This is a genomic window from Laceyella sacchari (assembly GCF_004343255.1).
Lineage (GTDB): Bacteria > Bacillota > Bacilli > Thermoactinomycetales > Thermoactinomycetaceae > Laceyella > Laceyella sacchari.
Genome location: NZ_SMDD01000001.1, coordinates 101,254 through 127,484 on the forward strand (window position 1 = coordinate 101,254; position 26,231 = coordinate 127,484).

Below are 26,231 nucleotides of genomic sequence, written 5' to 3' on the forward strand. Positions count from 1 at the left end.
TCTAGCGAAGGCACCCGGATGCAACAAGGAAAATGGTTTTGGGGCTTTGATGCCGCGCCTTTTTCACTCGAAAAACATTTTTAATCAACCACAAGAATCATTTATAAAAGACCGAAAAAACGCGATTTTTTCTGCCGGCGTGGCAATAAGCCATATTCGCTCGTCGCGGCAGTCAGGCGTTGGGTGAATGAGACATTGCGCAGTTCAATCCGCAATTGATCCTGTTTTTTGCGGACTTCGTCAAACATTTGTTGTACTTCGTTGGCCGAGATGGAATCATAGCTGACGGTCAACACTTTTTGCTCCATTCCCTCCAAGGTTTCAAACAAGTCGCTCATGTGGTTTTCCATGCGTTCCATTCGCTCATACAATTCCTCAACCAACCCTCCCACGTTGTCGATGGTTTCCAGCAGGTGTTGAAACATTTTTTCCGTGGTTTCCGAATTGGGGCTGGGGGAAGCCGCTGGTGCGGCTGGCTGGGGTAGCGAAATTTTCCCTTCAAGAATCAGTTCTTCCCGGACTTGCTTTAAGGTTTTATTGGAATCATTTAACCGCTGTTTAATATCGAGCAAACGGGCAAAGCTTTCTTCGGATAAAACATAGTGTCCTCGCTCGTTCCAATTGGGACCGATATATTCTTGAAAGGTATCAATCCAATTGCGGACGGTGCGAGCGTGTATTTGCAAGCGCTCAGCCGCTTCTTTAGTAGAGATACACCCCGCTTGTGCCATCTTTTACCCTCCCATGAATTAGTGTTTTCCTACGATTTCGCTCATTTCCATTCATTTCCTTCAACTAAGACAAAGGAAGTCATGAGATGACAAAACTAGTGTTGTTGTCTGATAAATAAACATGACCGGTCGACGACACGCAACGAAGGGGGAAGGGGGCCAGCCAGTTCAGCTTTCTGGTTTATCACGTTAAACAAGTTGCGCTGGGCTTGGTACCTACTCGTTTTATTCCCAATGATGTTGTTACCGTGGGCCAAATAATTTTATCGCCAGCCTGTCAGGACAATGCCACAGGTTGTCCAGCTTTGGCCCTTTCGCGCGGGGGAGGACGGCGTGCCGCCCTGATGTAATGGTTTTCATTTGTTCCGGGCATAGCTTATAATTCTATATGAATGTCAAGAAAACGGCATTTTCCAAATTAGGGGGATCAAATAAATGGTGTATGATGTAAATGTAAAGCAAATAAAGAATCAACTTAATTATTTGGCACAATGCCAAGAAGTTTTGCGACGCATCCATCCGGAATCGACCGGCCTTACAGAAAAATTCGCGGTCGAGCGAGCCCTGCACCTGGCGGTGGAGTGCATGATCGACATTGGTAGCGTGATGATAGATGGATTTATTATGCGGGACCCAGGCGGATATTTGGATATTGTAGATATTTTATTGGACGAAACGGTCATCTCAACAAATGTGGCAAATAAGTTGAAAAATCATGTGCAACTTCGTGAGCGACTTGTGCGTTATTATGATAAGGTCACTTGGACAGAAGTGCGCCCAGTGCTGGAAGATGTGGATTGGTACACTTCATTCAGCGCGCAAGTAGAATCTTATTTGAAACGAGAATTGGGAGCCGATTGTTTGGCATAAATCTCGGGAGAGAGAGAACGAGGAGAAAGGAAGGTGATGCAGGTGAGTGAGGCGGGTTCAACCAGAAAGCAAATCTTGTTGATGTTGAAAATGGAAGGACCGCTGACCGTCGGGGAAATGGCTGAGCGTCTAGGGGTGACAGAAATGGCCGTGCGGCGCCACATCAATACTTTGGAACGGGATGGGCTAATCCAAGCACGGCTATTGAGACAAGCTATGGGCCGACCAACCAGCCAATACTTCCTGACTGAGAAGTCGGATGAACACTTCCCAAAAAGTTATTCGAGCTTTACCATCGATTTATTGCACGATTTAGAAAAAAATTTTGGGTCGGAGCTGGTCGACCAGCTATTCAACAATCGCGAAGAGCGTTTAGCTGAGGCGCATCAAATGGATTTCGCCGGGAAAGATTTTGGTGAAAGAGTGCGCACATTGGCCGAGATCCAAGATCAAAAAGGATATATGGTGAAAGTGGAAGAGTTGCCTGACGGCAGTTATGAGATGATTGAATACAATTGCCCTATTTTTCAAGTGGCCAACCAATATAATCACGCATGCCAATGCGAGCTCAACTGGTTTGAACGCATGCTGGACGCCCGGGTGGAACGGCCGGAGTGTCAAGCGAAAGGCGGGCAACATTGCGTTTTCCGAATCAAACAGAAAGAGCGGATCGAAAACGCACCCCTTTCGTGATTTCCTTCCTGCGTTCAATTAAGTATAAGAGGTTTGAGGTGCAGGGTTTGCGACGGATGGCGTACAAATCTTTACAGCAGCGAGATGTTTGCTGGTCCAATGATTAAAAACGGTGAGGAGGCAAGCGGCCATGCCCTCAAATTCATCGGTGAGGCTCGCTGTCCTACATTCGGTAGCGGTGCCGCTTTTTTGCTTTTTTTTGTGGCCGCAAAACAACAGTTCCAAACATCGCTCCGGATTCGCTTGGGAACCAAGCTTGCGACACGCTAGACGCGTGTCGTTTTTCTTTTTATGTAGAAATGGTACAATCAATGAGAAATGATCAGGAGGGGACATCATGTCGAATTGGTATGAGAAGAGTTTTGGCGAGGACTATTTGACGGTTTATAAACACCGTAGCAGACAAGATGCCTCCAAAGAAGTGGCGAAGCTTGAAGAATGGCTTCCGTTGCAAAAAAAACAGTTGATCCTTGATTTGTGTTGTGGGATGGGACGGCACACCATCGCTTTGGCGCGTAAAGGATTCTCTGTGGTGGGGCTGGATTTGTCGGCTACGCTATTGTCCCATGCTGTCAGGGAATCGGAAGGTTTGGCCATTCCCTTTATCCGAGGGGATATGAGACGTTTGCCTTTTGTTGATAATCAGTTTGATGTGGTTCTGAACCTGTTCACTTCATTTGGTTATTTTGAAGAAGATGAGGACAATCTTCAGGTGTTGGGAGAAATCCATCGCATCTTGAAGCCCCAAGGGCATTTTGTGATCGATTTCTTGAATCGATCTGCGGTGGAACGCACGTTGGTGCCGCTCAGCATCAGGGAGGAAGAAAATGTCTCCATACGGGAAGAGCGGTGGATTGACGGCGAGTTTGTGTGCAAACATATCACCATCACCGACAAACGGGGAACGAGAGAGTATGAGGAGCGCGTGAAAATGATCGAATATTCACGGCTCCGGCAATGGATGGAGCAAGCGGGCTTGCATGTGCAAAAGGCGTACGGCAATTTTGCTGGTGATCCGTATGCCAAAGACAGTGAACGAATGATATTGGTGGGTTGTGTAGACAAATGAGTGATTACCAAGGTTATTTGATTGATCTGGATGGAACATTGTTCCGTGGCACCGAATTGATCGAAGGTGCCCTTGAATTTATGGAGTGGCTTAACAAACAGGATATACCATACCTGTACCTGACGAATAATTCGACGCGTACTCCTGAGCAAGTGGCTGAAAAGCTTCGGAAGTTTGGATTTCCGGCGACAGCAGAGCAAGTGTACACTTCGGCTATGGCCGCAGCACAATATGTCAAAGAGGAGCTGAAGGTGTCGTCGGCATTTGTGATTGGCGAGGAAGGACTGTTGCAAGCTTTTCAGGACCAGGGCATTCAGTTGACTGCCGAGCGTCCGGCGGCGGTGGTTTCCGGATTGGATCGGTCGTTTACATATGACAAGATGAAAATCGCATGTTTGAGCATTCGTGCTGGCGCGGCTTTCATCGGGACAAATGCCGACCGGGCTTTGCCGACCGAAGCGGGCCTGTTCCCGGGCAGCGGATCGTTAGCGATGGCGATCGGTTATGCGACGGGGGTTGAGCCGACTTTCATTGGCAAACCGGAACCAATCATTATGCGGTACGCTTTGCAAGCGCTTGGTGTGCCTCCAGAACGGGTGTTGATGGTTGGTGACAACCTGGAAACCGATATCTTGGCAGGTGTGCGAAGTGGAATTGACACACTGTTGGTGTATACAGGAATTACAACCCGGGAGATGGCTCAAAATTCGTCAGTGCGGGCTGCCTTTGAAGTGACAGATCTTCGCGAATGGATCAAAACATAAACATGAAAAGGGGAGTAAGGGATGAATCATCAATGGGGAGACATCTATCAGGTTCCGTTGCCGCTGCCATTTGCTTTGCGAACGATTAATGCGTATGTCATCAAAGGATCGTCTGGAGTGACGTTAGTAGACGCTGGTTTAAATATTGACATGGATGTGCAGGCTTGGCAAAAAGCGCAATCCGCCGCCGATTGGGAATGGACGGATGTGGAGAAAATTGTCTTAACCCATTACCACCCCGATCATTATGGGTTAGCGGGAACATTGCAACAGTGGACGGGGGCCCCTGTCTATCTGTCCCGAACTGACCATGAGCAAGCGCAACTCTTTTTTGGAAGAGAGAGTCAAATGCCGGAAACGATGGAATCATTTTTTGCTTTTCATGGGTTGCCGGATGAATGGGTTTCTCAAATCCCAGCACATTTGCGCAGTTTCCATCCATGGGTGGAACCCCATCCGCAGGTGACTTTTCTGGAACCGGGAGAAACGATTCGCTTGGGGGATGTGAACTATGAGGTCCTGCATACGCCCGGTCATGCTGACGGGCATCTCAGCTTCTATGACCCTGATCGGAAGTGGCTGATCGGTGGAGATTTCCTGTTGCCGAAGATCACCCCCAACATCAGCTTGTGGCCGGAGTGTCATCCCAATCCCCTCGATAATTATCTGACCACGCTCGCGCAGATGAAAGAGCTGGAAGTAAGCAGGGTGTTTCCTTCGCACGGGCCGGTGTTTGATCATTACGCCGAACGGATTGAAATGTTGGAGAAGCATCATGCTAACCGCTTGCGGGAAATGAAAGCGTTTGTGGTGGAAAAAGCGGGTGCCACGGCGTTTGAGGTGTGCCAACATCAGTTTGGCTCCAACCATAACATTCACAACCTCCGGTTTGCTCTGTCGGAGACGCTGGCGCATTTGGAGTATTTGCGAATCCGGGGGGAACTCTTGATTGAGGAACGTGACGGGATCGCCTATTATCTTGCGTGTGCCGTATAAGCGGGTAATTGCTTTTTGTAAAAAAGACCTGATCCGATCAGGTCTTTATTTTTCTTGTGCGCATTTTCGATTATGGGCCAGGCGGGCGGCGGCAGAAGCGGCGATCGCCCCGACGAGGTCATCGAGGAAGGTGTGGATTTTCCCGCTTTGCTTATTGTTGAGCCGGGCGAGAACCCCCGGTTTCACGCGGTCAATAAACCCGTAATTGGTTAAGCCGATGCTTCCATATACATTTAATATGGCGACCGATAAAATCTCGTCCACTCCGTACAAGCTTTCATCGTGCAAAATCAATTTTTGCAAAGGGCCTTCCAATAAATTTTTTTCGGCCAATACATCGAGCTGGATTCCTGTCATTACGGCGTTTTGGACTTCGCGTTTGCGTAGTATCTGTTGGATATGACTAAGACACTCCTCCAGGGTGATGTCTGGATAGTAATCTTTTTGCAGATACATAGTCAGTTCCGCTATCTCTTCCAACTCAACCCCTCGCTCTTTGATCAAGTTCAGGGTAAAATCGTAAATCTCTTTTTCTGAACAGGGCTGCGCGGTGTTTTTTTTCATGGTATGTTCACCTTCCGAACCATCATTTATATCAAATGCGTTATATGCAACAAGAAAACATCGAACTTTTGTTTATTCTTAACCATACAAGAAATAATTATGTTGTATAAAGAGAAAGGATGAGTCCTGATGAGTGAAGCGAGAGTTGCCCTTATCGCGGGGAGTTCAAGCGGATTGGGAAGCATGATCGCCCGCACATTGGCGGCAGCGGGGTGGCATCTGTGTCTGAACAGCCGCCACGAAGGGGATAAAATCCGCAAATTACGGGCAGAATGCGAGACACATGGCGTTCAGGCGTTTATCAGCGCGGGTGATGTGACGAACCGGACCCAGATCGAGCAGGTAGTGGAGGAGACGATGGCGCGGTTTGGGCGAGTGGATGCCCTGATCCACACCGTGGGCCCCTTCATCCGTGAGCGGAAATGGTTTGTGGAACACTCCCCGGAGGAAATAGAGGATCTGATTGGGGGCAACTTGTTGAGCGCCATGTGGTCGACAAGAGCCGTTTTGCCGCATATGCGCCAGGCTGGATGGGGGCGCATCATATTGTTTGGATTTGGACGCGCGATGGAAGCGCCGGCTTGGCCGGATCGCTCTGTCTATGCTGCCGCCAAAACGGGATTGGTGTCCTTTACCAAATCTTTGGCTGTTGAGGAAGCGCCGTTTGGCATTACTGTCAATATGATTTGTCCGGGCGACATTGTCGGTGAGAAGAAAGAGATGACCATCATTGAAGCGGCTGCGCTTACTGATAAGGAAACACCGCGAGGGCGGCCGGGTTCCGGCGAAGATGTGGCCAAGGCTGTCCAATTCTTGCTCCAAGATTCGTCTGACTTTGTAACTGGCAACATGATTCAAGTAACAGGAGGGCTGGATGTAATTCATCCTGTTTCTAAACGCCATCAGCCATAAACGTCCGATGGGCAATTGCATGTGGCGAATGCCAATCTGTCCTAGGCAACATTCCCACACCGGGCACATATCATGGATTGACGAGAGGTGAGGGAGTGTGTCTGTAAACTGGATCACAAAACTGGCGGAACTGACTGGTGAAGAGAGATTGCTCGACTTATTGAATCATCATTATGACCTGAAAGTAACGAGAGCCCAACCGGTGGGTGGAGTATTGAAACTGGTGACTGAGCGCGGCGCGTATGTGCTGAAACGGGTGCGCATGAAGGAGCAAGATCGGTGGGAGTTGGTGGATGAGGCAGCCGCCTATCTGAAAAAGGTTGACAGAGATGCGGCTATTCTGGCTAAGCCCGTTCGCACAAAAAAGGGGCAGTTGCAGATGGATGGCTATCGCTTCCGCTATGTCTTGCTACCTTGGATTGACGGGGATGCCGCTCGGTTGCGTGATAAGGAAGACTGGATGCGGGTGGCCCGGCATGTGGGCCGGGTGCACCAGGCGTCAAAAGGCTTTAACCCGACCGGGAAATACGAGGATTATGAGTGGATCGGCCAGTGGCAAGACAGGTGGGAGAGGGATTTGCAGCATCTGAACATCTTCCAGACTGCGGCCAAGTGGACGGTGCAACCCAATGAGTTGGACCGGGTTTGGCTCGATATTTCCCGATACACAATTGGGATGATGGAAAATTTGTTGCAGTATTATGATAAAATTGGCGGCGACAAGTTGGCGGCCGAATCCAGTGCGCAAGGGAAGATATGCCACAAACGGTTGCGCCAGGCCAACATTGTAGAAACTGCCAAAGGTACATTGCACCTAATTGATTGGAATGAAATGGCATTGGATATCAGGGCGACAGATGTAGCTCAACTTCTCCTTTACGCATACGGTCGCACAGGAAGTCGGGAAATCGTGGAAGCGGTGTTAGAAGGATATCAAGGGGTGAGCAAGTGCTCACAAGAAGAATTTGCGTTGATTTACGCAAGGCTTTTATATCCTGAGCGGCTGATTCACTTATTGGAAAACACTTACTTGAATCAGACTATGCCCATGGAGGAGGCTGCTCAACGTGTGCAACCCTTGTTGCAGATGGAAGAAAAGAAATTGGGCCTGATGCAAATGTATCATACTGTTGTGAAAGAAAAAATGGGATTCACAATCCCGCAATTAGATTGGATAAGAAATGAAATCTAACCCATTTAAATGGGTTATTTTCTTTTCAGTTTTAAATTCCTATAATATAAAGTATTAGGACATCAAGGGTAAAGGAGAAGTAGGTTGTGCGGATTTTTCGATTTAATACCCATTTAGTGCAGCGTATAGATAAATTCGATAGCCATAATGCGTTTGTCAATCCTGTTTTGAGCACCAACGGTTTTGTCCAAGTGGGGTGTTTTTTTGTGCAACCATCCGGCTTGATCGGATTGCACCCCGCGGTGGCGAATCGATTGTTCATCGTTGTCCAAGGGAAAGGATGGGTGCGAAGTGATGCCTCAGCCCCCGTCTTTGTAGAGATGGGGGATGCAATTTATTGGGAAGAAGGCGAGTGGCATGAAGTGGGATCAGATGATGGGATGATGGCTTTTGTAGTTGAAGGGAAAACAGTTAATCCAGGCAAATTTTCTTTGGTTGCTCAAGAGTAAGCTCTTATGGTTCCTAGCTGTCTAAATCTTCATAATCGGTTTTCCATTTCTGCCAGCGCGTGTCTGATGCATAGGCCGGCGGCTCCATTTATTTTCACTTGTGCACGGCGCGCCTCGAGAAAAGGTTTTTCCGCCGCTTCTTTCCGGTATCTTGATTCACCAGACACGCCCTGGGTTGGACAGGTCGCTTGGGGCATGTCTGAGCTTTTGTTAACACATTTAAGGCGGTGGAAAAACCTCCTCCGATAAGCACTGAGAAACGTGGTCTTTCTACTGCTGGACATGCCCTGATTTGACGTGCCAATCGAAGGAAACTTCATCTGGTGAAAGAATAAAAGTGGCCAACGCACTAAAAAAGCACACTATTTTGTTCGCATAATTGTCAAAAAGAGAAGTTGTCACTCTTTGACTAAACTTGAGGTGCATGTATATTTATTCAAACTGCCTAAAATTAAAATATATATTTGATAATTATTAAATGATTAGAAAAATAGGTATATTCAACTAGGTGCGTTGGGTTAAACATGGTCAAAAGTAAAGGGTTTTTTGCCCAAAAGAAAAGAGGGAATCAGATGAATACCGTGACCGTCGCATTTTGTACAGCCAATTTGCTTGACGGGGCCATTGATGCGTACAATCAATTAAAAGGCCGGCAATACCCCAATATGACCATGCGCGCCGAAGCCTGTTTGGGATATTGCGGCCGATGCGCCAACACTTTCTTCGCTTTGGTGAACAAAGAAGTGGTGGAAGGCGCCACGTCAGAGGAATTGCTTGCCAACATCATTGATCGGATCTCTGATCAGAATTAGACAGTATAAAGCAAAAGCAGGGAGAGCCCGATAAAAAAGATCCCGAGCATCATGGATACGGCGATTGCGATTGGCATCCAGGCCTGTGGTTCATTTCGGCCAACCGTGATCTCTTTTTCGCGATGTATGTCACTTGAGCCGGCTGGAAAAAGCCAGCTGTTGAACTTTTTGAAATTGGTCGCAAACGATTGGAAAAATCCACCGCGTATCACGAACAGCGAGGCAGACACGATGAGCCAGCCGACGCCCAGCAAGAAGGCATGGTCAATCCAGGCCATACGCTCCGTTTGTGCTGTGAATCTCAGCAATCCCAAACCCAGGACAATCCCGATCAGTGTTAGAATAAATGGATTATTTACTCGCAATGTGATTCTCCTTTGTCATCGCTGAAGTATGAATGAACTGTGAAACATATGAGGTTCAACATTTATTATTAGAATATAATCTTTCCTATTACAACTGATTCATTTATAATATACAAGTCAAAAACGAGTTATTCCCATAGTTAACGTAATAATCTGACAAGATTTAACCAGCTAGGGCATGTTTGGCAATTGAAGTTAGTGAGTAGAAGCGGTGAAAAAACAGTGTTGGACCTGCTAGCCTATTCACCTGACATGCCCTCGTTTGATAAAGGGGGGCTTAGCGCTGATGTGGAAAAAATGGAATGGGATTTTGGGAATGATCCTCTCCGCCAGTGTGATCTTTGCCGGATGCGGCGTGAGCAACAATCAACAAAAAGGTTCTTCTCTAAGTGATAATCAGACCTTGCGCTTGAGTGACACCGGTGAGTTGACCACGCTGGACAGCACGCAAGCAAAAGACGTACCGACCATGAGCGTGTTGAACAATGTGCAAGAAGGGCTCATGCGTTTGGGCAAAGAGAAAAAACCGGAAGAGGGAATGGCAACCAGCTACGATATCAGTGAAGACAAAAAGGTGTACACGTTTTATCTTCATGAAGATGCCAAGTGGAGCGACGGCAAGCCCGTTACAGCATATGACTTTGAATATGGGTGGAAGCGGGCACTGGATCCGAAAACCAAATCGGAATACGCATATATCTTGTTCCCGATCAAAAATGCCGAGCGATTCAATAGTGGCCAAGCAAGTGCTGATGAAGTGGGCGTGAAAGCGAAAGATGATCGTACGCTGGTCGTTACACTCGAAAAACCCACGCTTAACTTTATCAATATGACAACACATGTGGAATACCTGCCTCAGCGAAAAGACATTGTTGAAAAATATAAAGATAAATATGGCCTCAAACCGGAATACATGGTTTATAACGGGCCATTTGTCGTATCCAGTTGGACTCAGCAAAAAGTCGAATTGGTCAAAAATGAGAAATACTTGGATAAGAACGCTGTCAGCTTGACCAAAGTGGACATCCACATCGTCAAAGATGTGGCACAAGGCATTAACTTGTACAATTCCAACCAATTGGACACCGCTTTATTGAACCAAGCTTTTGTGGACGCCTTCAAGCAAACGCCTGACTACTTAGAAGTTAAAGAGGCTTCGACCGTATTTATCATGCTGAACCAAAAGCATCCTTTTTTCAAGAATGAAAAGATCCGCAAAGCGATTACGCTTGCACTGGACCGTGAAGAAATGGTGCAAATCATGAAAGACGGTTCTTTACCGGCTGGAGCGCTGATTCCTCCGACGTTGTCGGGTGAAGGGATTAATTCATTCCGCGTCAACGGGGAAGTCGTCAAACCGGATGTGGCAAAAGCAAAAGAGCTGTTTAAACAAGGGCTGAGTGAATTGAATCTTTCTGCTCCGCCGAACGATGTGGTCATGGTTAGTTATGACTCGACCGCCAAACGGGATGTTGCCGTGAATATCAAAGATCAGCTCAGAAAAAAATTGGACTGGGACATCAAACTGGACGCACCTACGTGGAAAATTCATGTAGATCGCTTAAGCCGTGGCGATTATGATATGGGGATGCTGACCTGGACTGCGGATTATGATGATCCGATCAGCCATTTTGAGATTTGGCAGTCAAATAACCCAATGAACTTTTCTGGATTTAAAAACGCGAAATATGACCAGTTGATTGAGCAGGCCAAGAATACGACAGACGCCAAGCAACAATTTAAAATCTTACTTGAGGCTGAAAAAATTCTTACAGATGTGCAAGGTGAAGGGCAAGCTGGATTTGTTCCTCTGTTTTATGCATCAAAGGCGTATATCCAGAAACCTAAGGTGAGAGACTTATATCGTCACGCGACTGGTGCAAGTTATACATTGAAATGGGCGTATATTGTTAAAGACAAGAAATAGGCCCGTTTTACTAGTACTTTTCGGTTTTGTCAATAGCAAAAGGCGGATTCTATTAATAGAATCCGCCTTTTGCTATTGACATGCTTCCATGTATTTTCCCAAAACATAACTCTTTACAAATACATGAATTATGAGTTAAATATAATTATGTGGTGGATTCGCAAGTTAATGCAGGAGATGGAATTGTTCGAAATTTAAGGGTACTTATGTTCGTGAATGTGGCGCAATCTACATAGATGAGCGACTCTCACTAACGAATTGTGTGAAACCTTTTTATTTTTTTTACTTTTTTCCAAATTTAGGGTTTAAGACCGCTTTGGTCTAAACTATATATTTTTTTAATCATAAAAAAAGGGGGCAATTGAATGAGCAAGGGATTTAAGTTCTCGTCGGTATTCGCAGTGTTGCTCGCGCTATCATTGGTCTTATCTGCTTGTAACTTTGGAAGCAATAGCGGATCAGATGACGGGCAAACGCTTAACTTGATCGAATTGCAAGAGCCGCCAAGCTTGGACAGTGCAAAAGCGACTGACTCCGTATCCTTTACCATTTTGGATAACGTCTTGGAAGGTTTGTACCGAGCAGATGGCAAGGATCAACCGGTGTTAGCTATGGCTGCTGAAGAGCCGAAAGTAAGCGATGACCAAAAAACTTGGACCTTCAAGATCCGCGACGCGAAGTGGAGCGATGGCAAGCCAGTCACCGCCAAGGACTTTGAATATTCTTGGAAGCGTGTGCTGGATCCCAAAACGGCTTCCGAGTATGTGCAAATGATGTACGTACTTGAAAACGCTGAAGAATACAACACCGGCAAAGCGAAAGTGGAAGATGTCGGCGTGAAAGCCCTCGACGACAAAACACTGGAAGTGAAGCTGAAAACGGCGATCCCATACTTTAAAGCTCTCTTAACATTCCCGACCTTCCTGCCGCAACGCCAAGACATCGTTGAGAAGTATGGCGACAAATATGCGTTGGAAGCGAAGAATATGGTGTACAACGGCGCCTTTGTCCTGTCTGACTGGAAACACGAAAAGAGCTTCCAATATAAGAAAAACGATTTGTACTGGGACAAAGCAAATGTGAAGTTGAACACCGTCAACGTCAATATCGTGAAAGACAGCGCGCAAGCGATCAACTTGTATGAAACAGGCAAAACGGACTTCGCCTATTTGGGTGCAGAATTCTTAGATAAGTACAAAAGTAGCAAAGAAAAATTTGTTATTGAAGAGTCTAGCGTTTGGTACCTTGAGTTCAACCAAAGAGAAAAAGAGTTCTTCAAAAACCAAAAAATTCGCCAAGCTTTCAGCTTAGCGATCGATCGTCAAAAACTGATTGACAGCGTCTTGCAAAACGGTTCTACTTTGCCAAGTGGCTTTGTGCATTCTGCAATCTACGCTACTCCGGATAAGAAATACCGTGACATTGTGAAATACGACTTCCCGTTTGATCCGGCAAAAGCAAAACAACTCTTGGCCGAGGGATTGAAAGAAATCGGTATGGACAAAGCTCCGACGGTTGAATTGCTGACAGATGACACCACCAAGGCAAAGCGTCAAGCCGAGTTCTTTAAAGAGCAATTCCGTGTGAACTTGGGTGTCAATGTGGAAATCGCTTCCGTTACCTTCAAAGAGCGCTTGAACCGCGGTAAAAACGGTAAGTTCGATATCGTGATTGGTGGTTGGGGCGCGGATTACAACGATCCGCTCACATACCTGACCATCATGAAATCGGATGAAAGCTACAACCGTGGTAAATGGAAAAACGATGAGTATGACAAACTGATCAGAGAGGCCACAGTGAATGAAAACTACGAGGAGCGCTTGGAACAACTGAAGCAAGCGGAAAAAATCCTGATGGACGAAACGGGTATTGCGATGTTGTACTTCCGTAACCAATTGGGCTTGAAAAAGGATTATGTGAAAAACTGGCCATGGCGCGTCATTGGTGCTCAATACAGCCTCAAAGAGGTGTCCATTGAGGGCAAGAAATAATTGCGCGCGAATGGTTTGAATGAACGAAGGTATATGTCCGCATACGGACATATACCTTCATCCTTGCTTATTGAAGATTGACGAAAGGATGTGAGTTGCGTGCTAAGGTATACGTTAAAACGCTTAGGTTACATGGTTGTCACGTTGTGGTTAATCATTACCATTACCTTCTTTATCATGCATCTGTTGCCGGGAACTCCTCTGAAAAATGAAGAAAAAATCCCGCCACAAGTCAGAGAGCAAATTTTGGAACAATATGGGTTAAAAGATCCGCTGCCTGTGCAATATGTAAAGTTTATGGGCAATCTCCTTCAAGGTGATTTGGGCAAATCAATGACACTTGATGGCCGCGAAGTAGTCGAATTTATTGCTCAAGGGTTTCCTGTATCTGCATTTGTGGGATCACAAGCGGTGATCTTCGGGACGTTGATTGGTTTGTTGCTTGGCACGATTGCCGGATTGAACCGAGGCAAGCTGGTTGACAACGCGGCTATTATTGTTGCCGTACTCGGTGTGTCCGTCCCCAGCTTTGTTATGGGTGGATTTTTATCTTATTTTGTCGGCGTGAAGTTGCAGTGGTTGCCGCCTGGCTTATGGGAATCATACGAATCGTCCATTCTCCCGTCGTTAGCGCTTTCATTCGGGGTTATTGCTCAGATCTCCCGTTATGTCCGCACGGAAATGGTGGAAGTGTTGGATCAAGACTACATGAAAACGGCGAAAGCGAAAGGGCTGAATCGCTCAACCGTCATTATCCGCCATGCATTGCGCAACGCGTTGATTCCTGCGGTGACCGTACTCGGACCGCTTGCGGTGAACATCATCACCGGATCTCTCGTCATCGAGCAAATCTTCGCCTTGCCTGGTTTGGGCAAATTCTTCGTGCAATCGATTCAACAAAATGACTACACCATGATTATGGGTGTGACCGTTTTCTATAGTGCACTTATCATCATTGTCATTTTCTTGGTGGACCTGCTGTACGGATTAATTGATCCGCGCATTCGCATTTCTGGGGCAAAGGAGTGATTGGAAGATGGAAAAGGCAAAAAATTTGAGTCCTGATTTGTTTAAACCGGCGCAGATAGAAAAAAAAGAACAAGACGCTTTATCGAGAAAGCCGGTCGGCTATTGGCAAGATGTATGGGGCCGCTTCCGCTCCAACCTCGGTGCGGTGCTGGGATTGTCCTTGATTGTCCTTACCTTGTTATTAGCTATTTTTGGTCCATTGGCCAATGACTATGACTGGCAAACGCAAATGCTGGAAGTCGCGAACAAAGAAAGTTTTTCGGACCATTATTTTGGAACGGATCACTTAGGCCGCGATATATGGCAACGCGTGTGGTACGGGGCGAAAATCTCTTTGACCATTGCTTTCCTGGCGGCATTTTTGGATGTGGTGATCGGGGTCACATTTGGAGGAATATCCGGTTACTTTGGTGGCCGCGTAGATATGATCATGCAGCGGATTCTTGAAGTCATGTACTCTATCCCAAACCTGATTGTGATCATTCTGATGTTATTAATTTTTGATCCGGGCATTGTCCCCGTAGCGATCGCGATGGCGATTACCGGTTGGGTGCCAATGGCACGCGTGGTGCGGGCGCAGGTGATGAAACTGAAATCACAAGAATACGTGTTGGCGGCGCGCACTTTGGGAGCGAGCCATGCGCGAATCTTGCTGAAACACCTGATTCCCAACGTGATGGGCCCCATTATTATCGCTGTTACCTTTGCAATCCCATCCGCGATTTTCTTTGAAGCCTTTTTGGCCTTTATCGGATTGGGGATTCGCCCACCAGAAGCGAGTTTGGGTGTACTGATTAACGATGCGTCTACGTATCTACAGATTTTCCCATATCAATTGATCTACCCGTCGGTGGTTCTGTCCATCATCATTTTGTCGTTTAACCTATTGGGTGATGGATTGAGAGACGCACTAGATCCAAGAATGCGGAAATAGGGGGGGAATCGATAATGAGCAAAATTTTGGAAGTCAAAGACTTGCATGTGTCTTTTAAAACATACAAAGGGGAAGTCAAAGCGGTTCGCGGCGTTGATTTCCATTTGGACAAAGGAGAAACCATCGCGATTGTAGGTGAGTCTGGTTGCGGTAAGAGTGTGACGTCGCAGACGATTATGCGGCTAATCCCCAATCCACCGGGGGTAATCAAACAGGGGGAAATCATTTTTGAAGGCACTGATTTGACCAAAGCGTCAGAAAAGCAGATGGAGAAAATCCGGGGGTCGGAGATTTCGATGATTTTCCAAGATCCGATGACCTCCTTAAACCCGACGTTGACGATCGGCACGCAGATCATGGAAGGGCTGATCAAACACCAGAAGCTGGACAAAAAGACGGCGCGGGAAAAAGCGATTGAAATGTTGCGCCTGGTAGGGATCCCTTCGCCTGAATCACGATTGGATCAATACCCACACCAATTTTCCGGTGGGATGAGGCAACGGGCCATGATCGCGATTGCGTTGGCTTGCCAACCGAAGGTATTGATCGCGGACGAACCGACAACGGCGCTGGATGTGACGATTCAAGCGCAAATCATTGACTTGATGAAAGCACTGCAAGAGAAAACGGGTACTTCCATTATCCTGATCACCCATGATCTCGGGGTGGTGGCGGATATCGCCGACCGTGTTGTTGTCATGTATGCGGGCAAAGTAGTGGAAAGCGGCAAACTGGAAGAGATTTTCTACCAACCAAAACATCCATACACGTGGGGATTGTTGGGTTCCATGCCGCGTTTGGACTTGTCCCGCGACCAAGAATTGCTGCCGATTATGGGGACGCCGCCCAACTTGCTTGACCCACCCAAAGGATGCCCTTTTGCGGCCCGGTGCCAACATGCGATGAGTATTTGCACGCAAGAAATGCCCGAGCTGGATGAGGTGTCTTCCACACACCAGGTGGCATGTTGGTTACAACATCCGATGGCGCCCGAAGTCAAACCGCCAACGGCTGCAGTAGGAGGGGAGTAAGATGAGTAAAAACAAAGAAGTGATCTTGTCCGTTAAAGAACTCAAAAAGCATTTTGATGTGGGCGGCGGCCAAATCGTCAAAGCGGTCGACGGGGTCAGCTTTGATATCTACCGTGGCGAAACACTTGGCTTGGTGGGAGAATCGGGATGCGGCAAATCGACCATCGGCCGAACCTTGATCAGATTGTACAATCCGACGTCTGGTAGCGTCACTTTCAAAGGTGTCAATGTGAATGACTTAAAAGGCCCGGAGCTAAAGAAATTCAACCGCGAAATGCAGATGATTTTCCAAGATCCATACGCGTCCCTCAACCCGCGGATGAATGTGTTGGACATCATCGCCGAGGGTATCGACATCCATGGTTTGGCGACAGGGGAAGAGCGCCGCAAACGGGTGGTAGAGCTGTTGGAAACAGTCGGTTTGAATGCCGATCATGCCGAACGGTTTCCGCATGAGTTTAGCGGCGGCCAGCGCCAGCGGATCGGAATTGCCCGTGCATTGGCGGTAGAACCGGACTTTATCATCGCCGACGAACCGATCTCCGCGTTGGATGTATCGATCCAAGCGCAAGTGGTCAATCTGATGCGCCGTCTGCAAAAAGAAAAAGGGTTAACCTACCTCTTTATTGCGCATGATTTGTCGATGGTGAAATACATTTCAGACCGCGTCGGCGTGATGTACTTGGGTAGCATGGTTGAATTGGCGGATAGTGACGCACTCTATGATGAACCGTTGCACCCTTACACCGAGGCATTGTTGTCGGCGGTGCCAATTCCTGATCCAGAAGTGGCCAAAACGCGGGAACGCATTATTTTGGAAGGGGATGTACCAAGTCCCATCAACCCGCCGAGCGGTTGCCGTTTCCGTACACGTTGTCCCAAAGCGATGGACATCTGCGCCACGGCGGTACCAGAGTGGAAAGAAGCGAAACCGAACCACTTTGTCGCATGCCATTTATATAACGAATGATCTGTTGAAGCCTGGACCTTTTAAGGTCCGGGCTTTGTTTATCTGGAATGGTGATAGACTTAAATTTAAATAGCAGTAAATACAAGCCTAAGCATCCAATGTTTCATTACCTTTTTAATAGAACATTTAAACTAATTAGTTACCATTATATAATATAAAAATTAATTCGTGTAATAAATTGAAAATTATACAACTATTGATAATATTAAGTTATTTGTTTATAATGAAAATGTTTAATTTGGTATTCGAAATATATTACTAAGGAGGGGTTGAAGATTGAAAAAATGCTTGTATCTACTGACCATGTTTTTGTCTGTTATTGCGTTACCTTTTTCTGCTTCAGCTGAAGGCTGGGTGTATAATCTTGCAGAAGGGACTAGGTGGGGAACTAGCAGTTGTACAACCAGTTACAAATATATTAATTTCGAGATTACTCCTACAAAATATGGATATGCAACAGCATATCTGCAAAAGGATACAGGTGGATCTTGGATAAATGTTTTGCCAGGAGAAGATTTATATTCCTGGCCACAAATATTGTCAGCGCCAGCTAGTAGCTCAAGTACAAAATATCGCGTTTATATTAGTGTAGGATTAAATGGAGCAGTCAGTGGAAAAGTAAGGTGTTATGGTAGTAATACGCTACCAACATCAAAGTGATTTTTTCCAGTTTCGTATGAATCGACACGAGAGCTTTTATATAAAAATTCATGGAGGTTAGTATGAAAAAGAAAAGATTTGTTTTACTTATGCTCGTTGCTTTTTGGGTTGCGCTAGTACCTACTTCAGCATTGGCAGTTGGTTGGAATTATGATCTTGTACAGTGGGATCATTGGGGTTCTTCAGAGGTAACTACTGCTTATCCATACTTAGCATGTACCATTACTAACGAATTAGGTAAAGGATTTGCTAGAGTAGAAGTGAAACAGAATGGTGAATGGAAAAACGCTCTTTATCAAACACCTGAACAACCTTCATTGTCAAAGAATACCAAAGTAACGATAAGAACTCCTGCCAACAGTTCATCTGTTTACAGGGTATTTATTTGGACTCAAATATCTGGAGCACGTGGAGGGGTTTCTTGTAAAGGATCATACTAAATCAATCGATTAAGAGTTACCGATCATACTCCTTCAGGTGTTTTGCTTGTCGGCAAAGTTTGTTTGATTGCAGACTTTGCCGACATTTTTTTGTAATAAACTAGGTGATTCACTCCTCCTAACTGATGAAGATCACTGAAAGAGCTCTAAGCATTCTTTGATTGCCAAGATTGCGAACAGGAGGATTCCTACCCACAACATCAGATTGGTTAGCCAACGATTGCGATAAGCATCGTCCATCTGCTTGGCGTTGAGCAGGAACAAGAGTGTGATGGCTAGAAAAGGCATGAACAGGGCCCCTAGCACACCGTATAGAATGACGAGACTGACGGGTTTGCCCCAGAAAAGCAAGAGCATCGGCGGAAAGGTGAGCCAAGCGACATAAAAGCGGTAAGTGGGTGAGGTGGTGCTGATCGGAGTGGTGTCCGGTTCACGTTTAATTTGGCGCATCCAGTCGGCAAAAAGGTAGGAGACGCCATTCCACACCCCTAGCACGGATGTGAAAGATGCGGACCAAAAGCCCAGCAGGAACAACCAGCGAACGGGAGTGCCAAACTTGTCGCCCAACATCCGGGCCAAGGTGATCAGCCCTTTTTCATCTTGGATGACGATGCCGGAGCCATAGAGGAATTCTGCACCCACAATAAGTAACGACAAGGTGAAAATGGCCGTCAACGCATAGGCTAAGCCCGAATCGAGACGCATGACTGACAGCCAAGCCGGGCTGGACCAGCGTTTTTCTTTGATCCAGTAGCCATAAGAGGCCATGGTGATGGAACCGCCCACCCCGCCGATCAGACCGAGTACAAAGATAAAAGAACCATCGGGAGCGTTAGGAATGAGACCTGAAAAGATTTTTGTCCAATCGGGGAAGATCAGCACTGCCGATCCAACCACGGTTACAAACATCAACCCAGTCAAAGCGGTCATCACTCGTTCAAACAATTGATAACGGCCTAGAAAGATGAGGACGAACGCAAGCAAGCTGTGCACGATGGCCCATGTGTTGAGCGATAGTTGTGGAAACATCGCCGTCGCAGCCAGAGCGGTGGAGGTGGGGCCAGCAGCGCCATAGATGAAGCCCCATATCATGAGGTAAGCACCGAAATATACGAGCGTCCAGCGGCCAAGGGTGCGCCAACCCTGCAAAAGCGTTTGCCCTGTGACCAAATGGTAGCGACCAACCCCTTCATTTAGCGTGTATTTCAACAGGGAACCTAGCAGAATTGCCCAGATGAAGGCAACGCCATAATTCGTTCCGGCAACGAGAGCGGCGATCAGGTCGCCCGCGCCTACACCGGTGGCGGCCGCAATCAGTCCGGGACCGAGTAAGGGCAGTTTGTCCTTCAATGAGGAAGGGGGAAGTGGTTCATGCATGGAATGTCCCTCCTAATGATCTGAGTTGTGGAAAAATGTGACCGACAATTTTGCCTTTCACAGGGACTTTTATCTCATTGTAGCAAACGGGCACCCACTGTTAAACTCACTATTCGGAAAAACGTCTGATTTCAAATAATACCTATCAATTTTCTTCCTTTTTCTGTAAAATAAGAAAAACCCCTCTAACGCGTAGAGGGTTTTTGGTCTTAGAGAACTTGTTCAACTTCGCGCACTTCTGGAATTTCTTCCATCAACGCGCGCTCAATGCCGGCTTTCAGCGTGATTGTCGAGCTTGGGCAGCTGCCGCAAGCGCCAAGCAGTCGAACGCGAACGATGCCATCATCGGAAATTTCCACTAATTCCACGTCACCGCCGTCGCGCTGAATGTACGGACGCAATTTATCTAATACTTCTTGTACACGCTCTTGTACGTTCATGGTAACAAACAACCCCTTTCCCACAGAGATGGGTTCACTCAATAAAGCAGGTGAATCACATTCATTGTAGGTTACTTTCTCAACAAAATCAATGTCCATTTGGCATGCCTTTGTTTGTCGTGACAAAACGGGATGTGTCGAAGTCTTTTTAGTTGACATATTTCTTGTTAAGATGAGTATATCGTCCTATATATTATGAGGATGACAATGTATGGAAGAAGGGGATTGACCGGCGCGCTTGCAGCCTGGCTTCGGCTTAACAGCTGAAATGCTCCCCATGCCTGGGCTGGCCCGCGTGTCGTGATAAATCGATCCACCCTCTTTCTGTATCATATGGTTAAAGGGGCAACTCCTATGAAAAAAAAGATTGTTGACGATATTAGAGAGTTGATTGGCCACACACCGATGATCCGTTTGCATCGCATGGGGTTGGCCAAAGGGGTCGAGCTGTATGCCAAACTGGAGTATTTTAATCCTGGAGGCAGTGTCAAAGACCGCTTGGGCATGGGCCTGATCCGGGATGGGGAACGGAGCGGACGGCTCAAGCCGGGTGGTACGATCATTGAGCCAACAGCGGGAAACACAGGCATCGGCTTGGCCTTGGCAGCAGTGGGCACTGGTTATCGCGTCATTTTTGTCGTGCCGGAGAAGTTTTCGGAGGAGAAGCAGGAGCTGATGCGTGCGCTGGGTGCGGAAGTGGTTAACACCCCGACCGCTGAGGGCATGATCGGAGCGATGAACAAAGCGCTGGAATTAACGAAAGAGATTCCCGGGGCTTATTGCCCTCAACAATTTACCAATCCCGCCAACCCACAGACGCATTATGAAACAACAGGGCCGGAGATCTGGGAGCAGATGGATGGCAAAATCGACATCTTCGTCGCCGGGGCGGGTTCTTCGGGTACGTTTATGGGAGTGGCACGCTATCTGAAGGAGAAAAACCCGGACATTCAAACGGTGATTGTGGAGCCGGAGGGTTCAATCATTGCTGGTGGGGAGCCTGGACCACATAAAACCGAAGGAATTGGAATGGAGATGTTTCCTGAGTATTTTGATTGGAATATGATAGATGAAGTGGTCACTGTATCAGATGAAGACGCGTTTCGGCTGGTGAAGGAATTGGCCGCGAAAGAGGGATTGCTGGTCGGCAGCTCTTCCGGTGCGGCGTGCTATGCGGCGTTAAGTTTGGCGGCAAAGGCACCGGAAGGAACTCGAATCGTCACGGTCTTTCCTGACAGCAGTGAACGCTATCTCAGCAAAAAAATTTACCAAGGCGGTGTATGAGATGAAGTTGGATACAAAAATGATTCATGGTGGTGTCTTCGGCGACCCTCACACAGGCGCGGTGAGTGTGCCGATCTATCAAGTGTCGACCTACAAACAAAAAAGAGTGGGAGAACATGCGGGTTATGAGTACTCGCGCACAGGAAACCCCACTCGGGCTGCTTTGGAGACGCTGATCGCTGATCTGGAAAACGGAGCGAGAGGCTTGGCTTTCTCGTCAGGCATGGCGGCGATCTCCACTTTCCTGTCTCTCTTTAACACCGGCGACCACTTGATTGTGGGTGACGATGTGTACGGGGGAACGTACCGGGTGATCAGCCGTGTCTTCAACCGGATGGGTCTCAATGTTACCTTCGTGGACACCAGCGATCCGGATGCCGTCCGCGCGGCACTAAAGCCCAATACAAAAGCGATTTATATGGAAACCCCCAGTAATCCTCTCCTTAAAGTGAGCGATATTGAAGCATTGTCGCATATTGCGCGGGAAGCGGGTGCTTTGTTGGCCGTGGACAACACGTTCCTCACCCCCTATTGGCAAAACCCGCTCGACTTGGGAGCTGACGTGGTAATTCACAGTGCCACCAAGTATTTGGGTGGCCACAGCGATGTGGTAGCCGGCATCATTGTGACCAAAGACGCCCAATTGGGGGAAGAACTGCATTTTCTGCAAAATTCGATTGGTGGCATTCTCGGCCCGCAAGATTCATGGCTATTGATGCGCGGGATTCGCACCCTTGGCTTGCGGATGAAGCAACATGAACGAAACGCCCACATGCTGGCAACATGGCTAAGTGAGCATGACCGCGTGCAAAAAGTGTACTATCCCGGCCTCGCTCAGCATCCAGGGCATGAAGTGGCGGCTAAACAGGCCCGAGGCTTCGGGGGGATCGTCTCCTTTGACGTCGGCAGTGCGGAACTGGCTGACCAAGTCATGGAAAAAACGCGTTATTTTGTGTTAGCTGAAAGCTTGGGAGCGATCGAGAGTTTGATTTCCGTGCCTGCGCGGATGACGCATGCTTCCATTCCTGCCGAACGGCGGCGTGAGCTGGGGATCACCGATGGATTGATCCGCATCTCTGTGGGTGTGGAAGATGGAGAAGATTTGTTGATGGATTTGGAACAGGCTTTATCCTAATCTTCCAGGGGAAAGAGTTGACATCAATGAAAACGATAACCGTATTTGTGTATGGCGCTGAGCAGATTTGCCCCAGTTGCGTCAATTTCCCTTCAGCCAAAGAGACATCGTCTTGGCTGGAAGCGGCATTAAAAAGGAAATACGGTGAACAAGTGGATGTGCACTACGTGGATATCCATGAACCGGTTGGCTCGGCGGAAACGGTGGCGTTTGCCAAACGGGTGCTGGATGAGGATCTCTGGTATCCGGTGGTCGTCATCGAAGGAGAGATTGTAGCGGAAGGAAATCCCAAATTGAAAGAAATCTGTCAAAAAATCGAGCGTGTGGGGGTAAAGCAGTTAAGTTGAACCCGCAGAAAAAGTTCTGGCATCAGGCCAGAGCTTTTTTTATTGTCAACCATAGTTGGAGGTGAGCTCCTCTTTGTAATGCGCTCCAACCATTAGTCTTGATTAATGATATTGTTTTTATGGTAAATATTGATGGATTCAAAATTTATTATTGCTCCGAATAAAGAAATACAGGTAGGATAGGTTGTTATTCCTTTATATAGCAGGAGATTCATGATGTAGACAAATTTTAGATGTAGCAACTCTTTTAGAATTCTTTATTATATAAGATGTTGTGGTGCACTACGGATTGATTAACTCTTGAATAGGAGATGAGAAGTATGTGGCTCATCCCCATATTTATGGGCATTCTTTTATTTTTAGGAATTTGGGAAAAGCGAAAACACCAGAAGAATATTGATTCGATTCCGCTACGTATCAACATCAACGGAATTCGCGGTAAATCAACCGTTACGCGCCTGATCACCGGGGTGATGGTGGAGGCAGGATACCGAGCGGTCGGCAAGACGACAGGAACGGCGGCGCGTATGATTTATTGGTACAAGGATGAAGAGAAGCCGATCAAAAGACGGTTGGAAGGCCCCAACATTCGCGAGCAAAAAGTGGTGGTGGCTGAAACGGCCCGGATGGGAGCCAACTGTCTGGTGAGTGAATGTATGGCGGTCAATCCTGACTATCAGATCATTTTCCAAGAAGAGATGTTACAAGCCAATGTTGGGGTGATCGTGAATGTGCTGGAGGACCACATGGATGTGATGGGACCTACCCTGCGCGAAGTGGCTGACGCCTTTACAGCCACCATCCCATACAATGGCCACTTGATCGTCTCAGATGGGCCGTATGTTCCTTTTTTCAAACGTGTGGCAAGGCAACGTAAAACACAAGTACATGTTGCCGATAACTCCCGTATTTCCGAGAAATTTTTACGTCAATTTGATTACATGGTTTTTCCTGAGAACGCCGCTTTGGCGCTAGCAGTTGCAGAAGCGGTGGGAATTGATGAAGAAACGGCATTCCGTGGCATGCTCAATGCGCATCCCGACCCGGGTGCCATGCGGATTCTGCCATTGGAACATAGTGACACACCCTCTTACTTTGTGAATGGATTCGCGGCTAATGACGCGGCTTCCACCTTGAATATCTGGGAGCGGGTTAAAATGCTGGGCTATCCGACGCAAGATCCCATTGTGGTGATGAATTGCCGTCCGGACCGGGTGGATCGCACAGAACAGTTTGCTAGAGATGTGTTGCCGCATATGCAGATCGATACGTTGGTGGTGATCGGCCAAACGACGCAACCGATTGTGGATGCCTATCAGGCAGGTCTCATTAAATGCAACACATTGTTAGATTTGGAAGACCAACCGACGGAAGCGATCATGAAGGCTATCAAGCCGAAGCTGCAAAATCGGATGGTGTACGGAGTTGGCAATATTCACGGTTCCGCCGAACCGTTGTGCGAGATTTTTGAGCACATGAATCAGCAAGCGAAAGAAGAGCGAAACCGGGCTTATAAAAAGAAAGAATCCCTCGGGAAAAAGGTCAAAGTTGCGCAAATTGTCAGCTAGGAGGAAGATTTCGTTGTTCGGTTCAGACTTATACATTTCTTTGATTATCGGCGTTGTTCTCAGCCTGCTATATGCAGAAAAAGTGGGCGTCGTGCCTGCGGGCTTGATCGTGCCGGGGTACATGGGCCTCGTGTTCGATCAGCCCATCTTTGTTGGAACGGTATTGCTCATCAGCTTTTTGACGTATTTGATTGTGACGAAAGTGGTGGCGCGGTTCACCATCTTATATGGCCGCCGCAAATTTGCTGCGATGCTCATGGTAGGGATCGGATTGAAACTGATTTTTGACTTGTTCGCTCCGATGGTTGTTCCTTATGTGCCTTTTGAAATGCAAGAGTTTCGCGGGATTGGAATCATTGTTCCGGGGCTGATCGCCAACACCATCCAACGGCAGGGATTGGTTCCGACAGTGGGCAGCACATTGCTACTCAGTGGATGCACGTTCCTGATCATGTTTGTTTATCAATTGTTCTAGGAAGTGAAAGAAATGTTGACCTGGAGGCAAAAACTGCAACGATACATCAAGAAACAAAAGAAAAAAGCCACCGTTCACACCGTGATCGCGACGGTTTTCACGGTGGTGTTGATCAGCGTATTGAACGCTACCGACAGGCCTCAAGAAGTGTCAGTGAAAAAAGATCCCAATAGCGTACTGACCATCTCCATGGTTGGGGATATCATGTTTGGCCGGTATGTCGGCTATGCCATCGTTCCGCGGTTTGGTTATGACCATCTGCTCAAATACGTGAAGCCGTATTTTGCGGCATCTGACTATGTGACAGGGAATTTTGAAAACCCCATCACCAACCGCGAAGGATATCCGGAAGCAGATGTGCAGATTCATCTCAACACGAAGCCGGAAGCGGTCAACGCATTGAAAAAAGCCAAATTTTCTTCGGTCAATTTGGCCAACAACCATATTAAGGACTATGGAAAACAGGGATTGTTGGATACATTAAGAGCGTTTGACGGGCAAGATATTGATACGGTGGGCGCTGGACGTGATTTGAAAGAGGCGAGCCGTATCTCATATCAAACCGTCAATGGCATCAAAGTGGCCGTATTGGGTTTTTCTGATATCATTCCTAGGGATTATCGGGCACGAAAAGACCGTTCGGGCATTGCACCGGCGGACCCGGATGTGTTTTTTCCTCTGGTGGCCAAAGCGAAAAGCAATGCAGACCTTGTTTTGGTGCATATGCATTGGGGCTTGGAGTATGACAGCGGCTATCATCCGCGTCAACAAGGCTTGGCCCGCGCTTTGGTGGATGCCGGCGCAGATGTGGTGGTCGGGCACCACCCTCATGTGTTGGAACCGGTGGAAGTGTATAAACAAGGCGTGATTTTATACAGTCTCGGCAATTTTGTGTTTGACCAAGGTTGGTCCCGCACCCGAGAAAGTGTGCTGGTCCAATACAAACTTTTGCAAGGCGGAAAAAAAGCCAAGTTGGAACTTCACCCCATGGTGATTCGCGAAGGGCAACCCCGTCCGCTGACTGGTTGGTCGAATGTGTACCGGCGTGAGAAAATCTTCAATCAATTGACAGAGGAATTCATGTACAGTGATAAATGGAACCAGACATGGACACGCGAAGGGGATTACATATCCCGGATCATTCCGCTGTCTGGTAAAGGAAGACCGCCTGCAGGCAAATGAGGCAGCAGGAAAAGAGGGGAAGGG

General features: G+C 47.4%; 27 protein-coding genes and 1 pseudogene. 23 read left to right on the top strand and 5 right to left on the bottom strand.

The window, feature by feature from the left end; translation table 11 throughout:
- Nucleotides 1–101: 101 nt before the first annotated feature.
- Nucleotides 102–731, bottom strand: a complete 630-nt coding sequence (locus EDC32_RS00520) for a MerR family transcriptional regulator (protein WP_132219593.1) — start codon at nt 729–731, stop codon at nt 102–104.
- Between the two features lie 435 nt (nt 732–1,166).
- On the opposite strand from EDC32_RS00520, the gene EDC32_RS00525 reads away from it, so the two are divergent.
- From EDC32_RS00525 to EDC32_RS00545, 5 genes are all read left to right on the top strand, one after another.
- Nucleotides 1,167–1,601, top strand: a complete 435-nt coding sequence (locus tag EDC32_RS00525) for a DUF86 domain-containing protein (RefSeq protein WP_022737787.1) — start codon at nt 1,167–1,169, stop codon at nt 1,599–1,601.
- A 36-nt stretch (nt 1,602–1,637) separates the two neighbouring features.
- Nucleotides 1,638–2,294 (top strand): helix-turn-helix transcriptional regulator, encoded by a 657-nt coding sequence (locus EDC32_RS00530; protein ID WP_132220859.1) that lies wholly within the window; start codon nt 1,638–1,640, stop codon nt 2,292–2,294.
- A gap of 337 nt (nt 2,295–2,631) precedes the next feature.
- Nucleotides 2,632–3,363 carry a class I SAM-dependent methyltransferase gene (locus EDC32_RS00535; RefSeq protein WP_132219594.1) on the top strand — a complete coding sequence of 244 codons (732 nt, stop codon included), beginning with the start codon at nt 2,632–2,634 and terminating at the stop codon, nt 3,361–3,363.
- A complete protein-coding gene (locus EDC32_RS00540; RefSeq protein WP_132219595.1) occupies nt 3,360–4,127 on the top strand; it encodes a TIGR01457 family HAD-type hydrolase in 768 nt (255 codons plus the stop codon). The genes EDC32_RS00535 and EDC32_RS00540 overlap by 4 nt, the downstream gene beginning before the upstream one ends.
- A gap of 21 nt (nt 4,128–4,148) precedes the next feature.
- On the top strand, nt 4,149–5,123 hold the full coding sequence (locus tag EDC32_RS00545; protein WP_132219596.1) for an MBL fold metallo-hydrolase: 975 nt from the start codon (nt 4,149–4,151) through the stop codon (nt 5,121–5,123).
- 45 nt (nt 5,124–5,168) lie between these two features.
- Here EDC32_RS00545 and EDC32_RS00550 read toward each other — a convergent pair whose 3' ends face one another.
- Complete coding sequence (locus EDC32_RS00550) at nt 5,169–5,687, bottom strand: phosphatidylglycerophosphatase A family protein (RefSeq protein ID WP_132219597.1); 519 nt, start codon at nt 5,685–5,687, stop codon at nt 5,169–5,171.
- A 129-nt stretch (nt 5,688–5,816) separates the two neighbouring features.
- Between EDC32_RS00550 and EDC32_RS00555 the strand changes: the two genes are divergently transcribed.
- From EDC32_RS00555 to EDC32_RS00570, 4 genes are all read left to right on the top strand, one after another.
- The gene (locus EDC32_RS00555) at nt 5,817–6,599 is read left to right on the top strand and encodes an SDR family oxidoreductase (protein ID WP_132219598.1); all 783 of its coding nucleotides are present in this window, start codon (nt 5,817–5,819) and stop codon (nt 6,597–6,599) included.
- A gap of 97 nt (nt 6,600–6,696) precedes the next feature.
- Nucleotides 6,697–7,791: a phosphotransferase gene (locus tag EDC32_RS00560; RefSeq protein WP_132219599.1), complete on the top strand. Its 1,095-nt coding sequence runs from the start codon at nt 6,697–6,699 to the stop codon at nt 7,789–7,791.
- A gap of 86 nt (nt 7,792–7,877) precedes the next feature.
- Nucleotides 7,878–8,240: a cupin gene (locus EDC32_RS00565; RefSeq protein WP_132219600.1), complete on the top strand. Its 363-nt coding sequence runs from the start codon at nt 7,878–7,880 to the stop codon at nt 8,238–8,240.
- Nucleotides 8,241–8,812: 572 nt separating this feature from the next.
- On the top strand, nt 8,813–9,052 hold the full coding sequence (locus tag EDC32_RS00570; RefSeq protein ID WP_158283161.1) for a YuzB family protein: 240 nt from the start codon (nt 8,813–8,815) through the stop codon (nt 9,050–9,052).
- Here the strand turns inward: EDC32_RS00570 and EDC32_RS00575 are convergent.
- Entirely contained in the window at nt 9,049–9,417 is a 369-nt protein-coding gene (locus tag EDC32_RS00575) for a DUF3899 domain-containing protein (RefSeq protein ID WP_132219602.1), read from the bottom strand. The genes EDC32_RS00570 and EDC32_RS00575 overlap by 4 nt on opposite strands.
- Before the next feature lie 286 nt (nt 9,418–9,703).
- Between EDC32_RS00575 and EDC32_RS00580 the strand changes: the two genes are divergently transcribed.
- From EDC32_RS00580 to EDC32_RS00615, 8 genes are all read left to right on the top strand, one after another.
- On the top strand, nt 9,704–11,344 hold the full coding sequence (locus EDC32_RS00580; RefSeq protein ID WP_132219603.1) for a peptide ABC transporter substrate-binding protein: 1,641 nt from the start codon (nt 9,704–9,706) through the stop codon (nt 11,342–11,344).
- A 365-nt stretch (nt 11,345–11,709) separates the two neighbouring features.
- Nucleotides 11,710–13,335: a peptide ABC transporter substrate-binding protein gene (locus EDC32_RS00585; protein ID WP_132219604.1), complete on the top strand. Its 1,626-nt coding sequence runs from the start codon at nt 11,710–11,712 to the stop codon at nt 13,333–13,335.
- 99 nt (nt 13,336–13,434) lie between these two features.
- Nucleotides 13,435–14,364, top strand: a complete 930-nt coding sequence (locus EDC32_RS00590; protein ID WP_022737800.1) for an ABC transporter permease — start codon at nt 13,435–13,437, stop codon at nt 14,362–14,364.
- Nucleotides 14,365–14,371: 7 nt separating this feature from the next.
- A complete protein-coding gene (locus EDC32_RS00595; protein ID WP_132219605.1) occupies nt 14,372–15,298 on the top strand; it encodes an ABC transporter permease in 927 nt (308 codons plus the stop codon).
- A gap of 14 nt (nt 15,299–15,312) precedes the next feature.
- On the top strand, nt 15,313–16,329 hold the full coding sequence (locus tag EDC32_RS00600) for an ABC transporter ATP-binding protein (RefSeq protein ID WP_132219606.1): 1,017 nt from the start codon (nt 15,313–15,315) through the stop codon (nt 16,327–16,329).
- Nucleotide 16,330: 1 nt separating this feature from the next.
- Nucleotides 16,331–17,299 (top strand): ABC transporter ATP-binding protein, encoded by a 969-nt coding sequence (locus EDC32_RS00605; protein WP_102991571.1) that lies wholly within the window; start codon nt 16,331–16,333, stop codon nt 17,297–17,299.
- 276 nt (nt 17,300–17,575) lie between these two features.
- Complete coding sequence (locus tag EDC32_RS00610; RefSeq protein ID WP_132219607.1) at nt 17,576–17,959, top strand: hypothetical protein; 384 nt, start codon at nt 17,576–17,578, stop codon at nt 17,957–17,959.
- A gap of 62 nt (nt 17,960–18,021) precedes the next feature.
- Complete coding sequence (locus EDC32_RS00615) at nt 18,022–18,399, top strand: hypothetical protein (protein WP_132219608.1); 378 nt, start codon at nt 18,022–18,024, stop codon at nt 18,397–18,399.
- A 132-nt stretch (nt 18,400–18,531) separates the two neighbouring features.
- On the opposite strand, the gene EDC32_RS00620 is transcribed toward EDC32_RS00615, so the two are convergent.
- A complete protein-coding gene (locus EDC32_RS00620) occupies nt 18,532–19,776 on the bottom strand; it encodes an Nramp family divalent metal transporter (protein WP_132219609.1) in 1,245 nt (414 codons plus the stop codon).
- 209 nt (nt 19,777–19,985) lie between these two features.
- Entirely contained in the window at nt 19,986–20,216 is a 231-nt protein-coding gene (locus EDC32_RS00625) for a NifU family protein (RefSeq protein ID WP_022737806.1), read from the bottom strand.
- Between the two features lie 354 nt (nt 20,217–20,570).
- Here EDC32_RS00625 and cysK point away from each other — a divergent pair, with 354 nt between their 5' ends.
- The 6 genes and pseudogenes from cysK to EDC32_RS00655 all read left to right on the top strand — a co-directional run bounded on the left by cysK (nt 20,571) and on the right by EDC32_RS00655 (nt 26,207).
- Nucleotides 20,571–21,500 (top strand): cysteine synthase A, encoded by a 930-nt coding sequence (gene cysK / locus EDC32_RS00630; RefSeq protein WP_132219611.1) that lies wholly within the window; start codon nt 20,571–20,573, stop codon nt 21,498–21,500.
- Nucleotide 21,501: 1 nt separating this feature from the next.
- Entirely contained in the window at nt 21,502–22,635 is a 1,134-nt protein-coding gene (locus EDC32_RS00635) for a bifunctional cystathionine gamma-lyase/homocysteine desulfhydrase (RefSeq protein WP_132219612.1), read from the top strand.
- A 26-nt stretch (nt 22,636–22,661) separates the two neighbouring features.
- Nucleotides 22,662–22,982 carry a YuzD family protein gene (locus tag EDC32_RS00640; protein ID WP_132219613.1) on the top strand — a complete coding sequence of 107 codons (321 nt, stop codon included), beginning with the start codon at nt 22,662–22,664 and terminating at the stop codon, nt 22,980–22,982.
- A gap of 320 nt (nt 22,983–23,302) precedes the next feature.
- Nucleotides 23,303–24,445 (top strand): annotated as a pseudogene (gene pgsB, locus EDC32_RS00645) (poly-gamma-glutamate synthase PgsB); the annotation flags it as partial.
- A gap of 118 nt (nt 24,446–24,563) precedes the next feature.
- Nucleotides 24,564–25,025, top strand: a complete 462-nt coding sequence (pgsC, locus tag EDC32_RS00650; protein ID WP_022737811.1) for a poly-gamma-glutamate biosynthesis protein PgsC — start codon at nt 24,564–24,566, stop codon at nt 25,023–25,025.
- 12 nt (nt 25,026–25,037) lie between these two features.
- A complete protein-coding gene (locus EDC32_RS00655) occupies nt 25,038–26,207 on the top strand; it encodes a CapA family protein (RefSeq protein ID WP_132219615.1) in 1,170 nt (389 codons plus the stop codon).
- The last annotated feature ends 24 nt before the right edge of the window (nt 26,208–26,231 follow it).

Excerpts from the sequence above, each read along its gene's own strand:
- EDC32_RS00520 (WP_132219593.1), bottom strand. The coding sequence starts at position 731 with ATGGCACAAGCGGGGTGTATCTCTACTAAAGAAGCGGCTGAGCGCTTG.
- EDC32_RS00525 (WP_022737787.1), top strand. The coding sequence starts at position 1,167 with ATGGTGTATGATGTAAATGTAAAGCAAATAAAGAATCAACTTAATTAT.
- EDC32_RS00530 (WP_132220859.1), top strand. The coding sequence starts at position 1,638 with ATGCAGGTGAGTGAGGCGGGTTCAACCAGAAAGCAAATCTTGTTGATG.
- EDC32_RS00535 (WP_132219594.1), top strand. The coding sequence starts at position 2,632 with ATGTCGAATTGGTATGAGAAGAGTTTTGGCGAGGACTATTTGACGGTT.
- EDC32_RS00540 (WP_132219595.1), top strand. The coding sequence starts at position 3,360 with ATGAGTGATTACCAAGGTTATTTGATTGATCTGGATGGAACATTGTTC.
- EDC32_RS00545 (WP_132219596.1), top strand. The coding sequence starts at position 4,149 with ATGAATCATCAATGGGGAGACATCTATCAGGTTCCGTTGCCGCTGCCA.
- EDC32_RS00550 (WP_132219597.1), bottom strand. The coding sequence starts at position 5,687 with ATGAAAAAAAACACCGCGCAGCCCTGTTCAGAAAAAGAGATTTACGAT.
- EDC32_RS00555 (WP_132219598.1), top strand. The coding sequence starts at position 5,817 with ATGAGTGAAGCGAGAGTTGCCCTTATCGCGGGGAGTTCAAGCGGATTG.
- EDC32_RS00570 (WP_158283161.1), top strand. The coding sequence starts at position 8,813 with ATGAATACCGTGACCGTCGCATTTTGTACAGCCAATTTGCTTGACGGG.
- EDC32_RS00580 (WP_132219603.1), top strand. The coding sequence starts at position 9,704 with ATGTGGAAAAAATGGAATGGGATTTTGGGAATGATCCTCTCCGCCAGT.
- EDC32_RS00585 (WP_132219604.1), top strand. The coding sequence starts at position 11,710 with ATGAGCAAGGGATTTAAGTTCTCGTCGGTATTCGCAGTGTTGCTCGCG.
- EDC32_RS00595 (WP_132219605.1), top strand. The coding sequence starts at position 14,372 with ATGGAAAAGGCAAAAAATTTGAGTCCTGATTTGTTTAAACCGGCGCAG.
- EDC32_RS00600 (WP_132219606.1), top strand. The coding sequence starts at position 15,313 with ATGAGCAAAATTTTGGAAGTCAAAGACTTGCATGTGTCTTTTAAAACA.
- EDC32_RS00605 (WP_102991571.1), top strand. The coding sequence starts at position 16,331 with ATGAGTAAAAACAAAGAAGTGATCTTGTCCGTTAAAGAACTCAAAAAG.
- EDC32_RS00615 (WP_132219608.1), top strand. The coding sequence starts at position 18,022 with ATGAAAAAGAAAAGATTTGTTTTACTTATGCTCGTTGCTTTTTGGGTT.
- EDC32_RS00620 (WP_132219609.1), bottom strand. The coding sequence starts at position 19,776 with ATGCATGAACCACTTCCCCCTTCCTCATTGAAGGACAAACTGCCCTTA.
- EDC32_RS00625 (WP_022737806.1), bottom strand. The coding sequence starts at position 20,216 with ATGAACGTACAAGAGCGTGTACAAGAAGTATTAGATAAATTGCGTCCG.
- cysK (WP_132219611.1), top strand. The coding sequence starts at position 20,571 with ATGAAAAAAAAGATTGTTGACGATATTAGAGAGTTGATTGGCCACACA.
- EDC32_RS00635 (WP_132219612.1), top strand. The coding sequence starts at position 21,502 with ATGAAGTTGGATACAAAAATGATTCATGGTGGTGTCTTCGGCGACCCT.
- EDC32_RS00640 (WP_132219613.1), top strand. The coding sequence starts at position 22,662 with ATGAAAACGATAACCGTATTTGTGTATGGCGCTGAGCAGATTTGCCCC.
- EDC32_RS00655 (WP_132219615.1), top strand. The coding sequence starts at position 25,038 with ATGTTGACCTGGAGGCAAAAACTGCAACGATACATCAAGAAACAAAAG.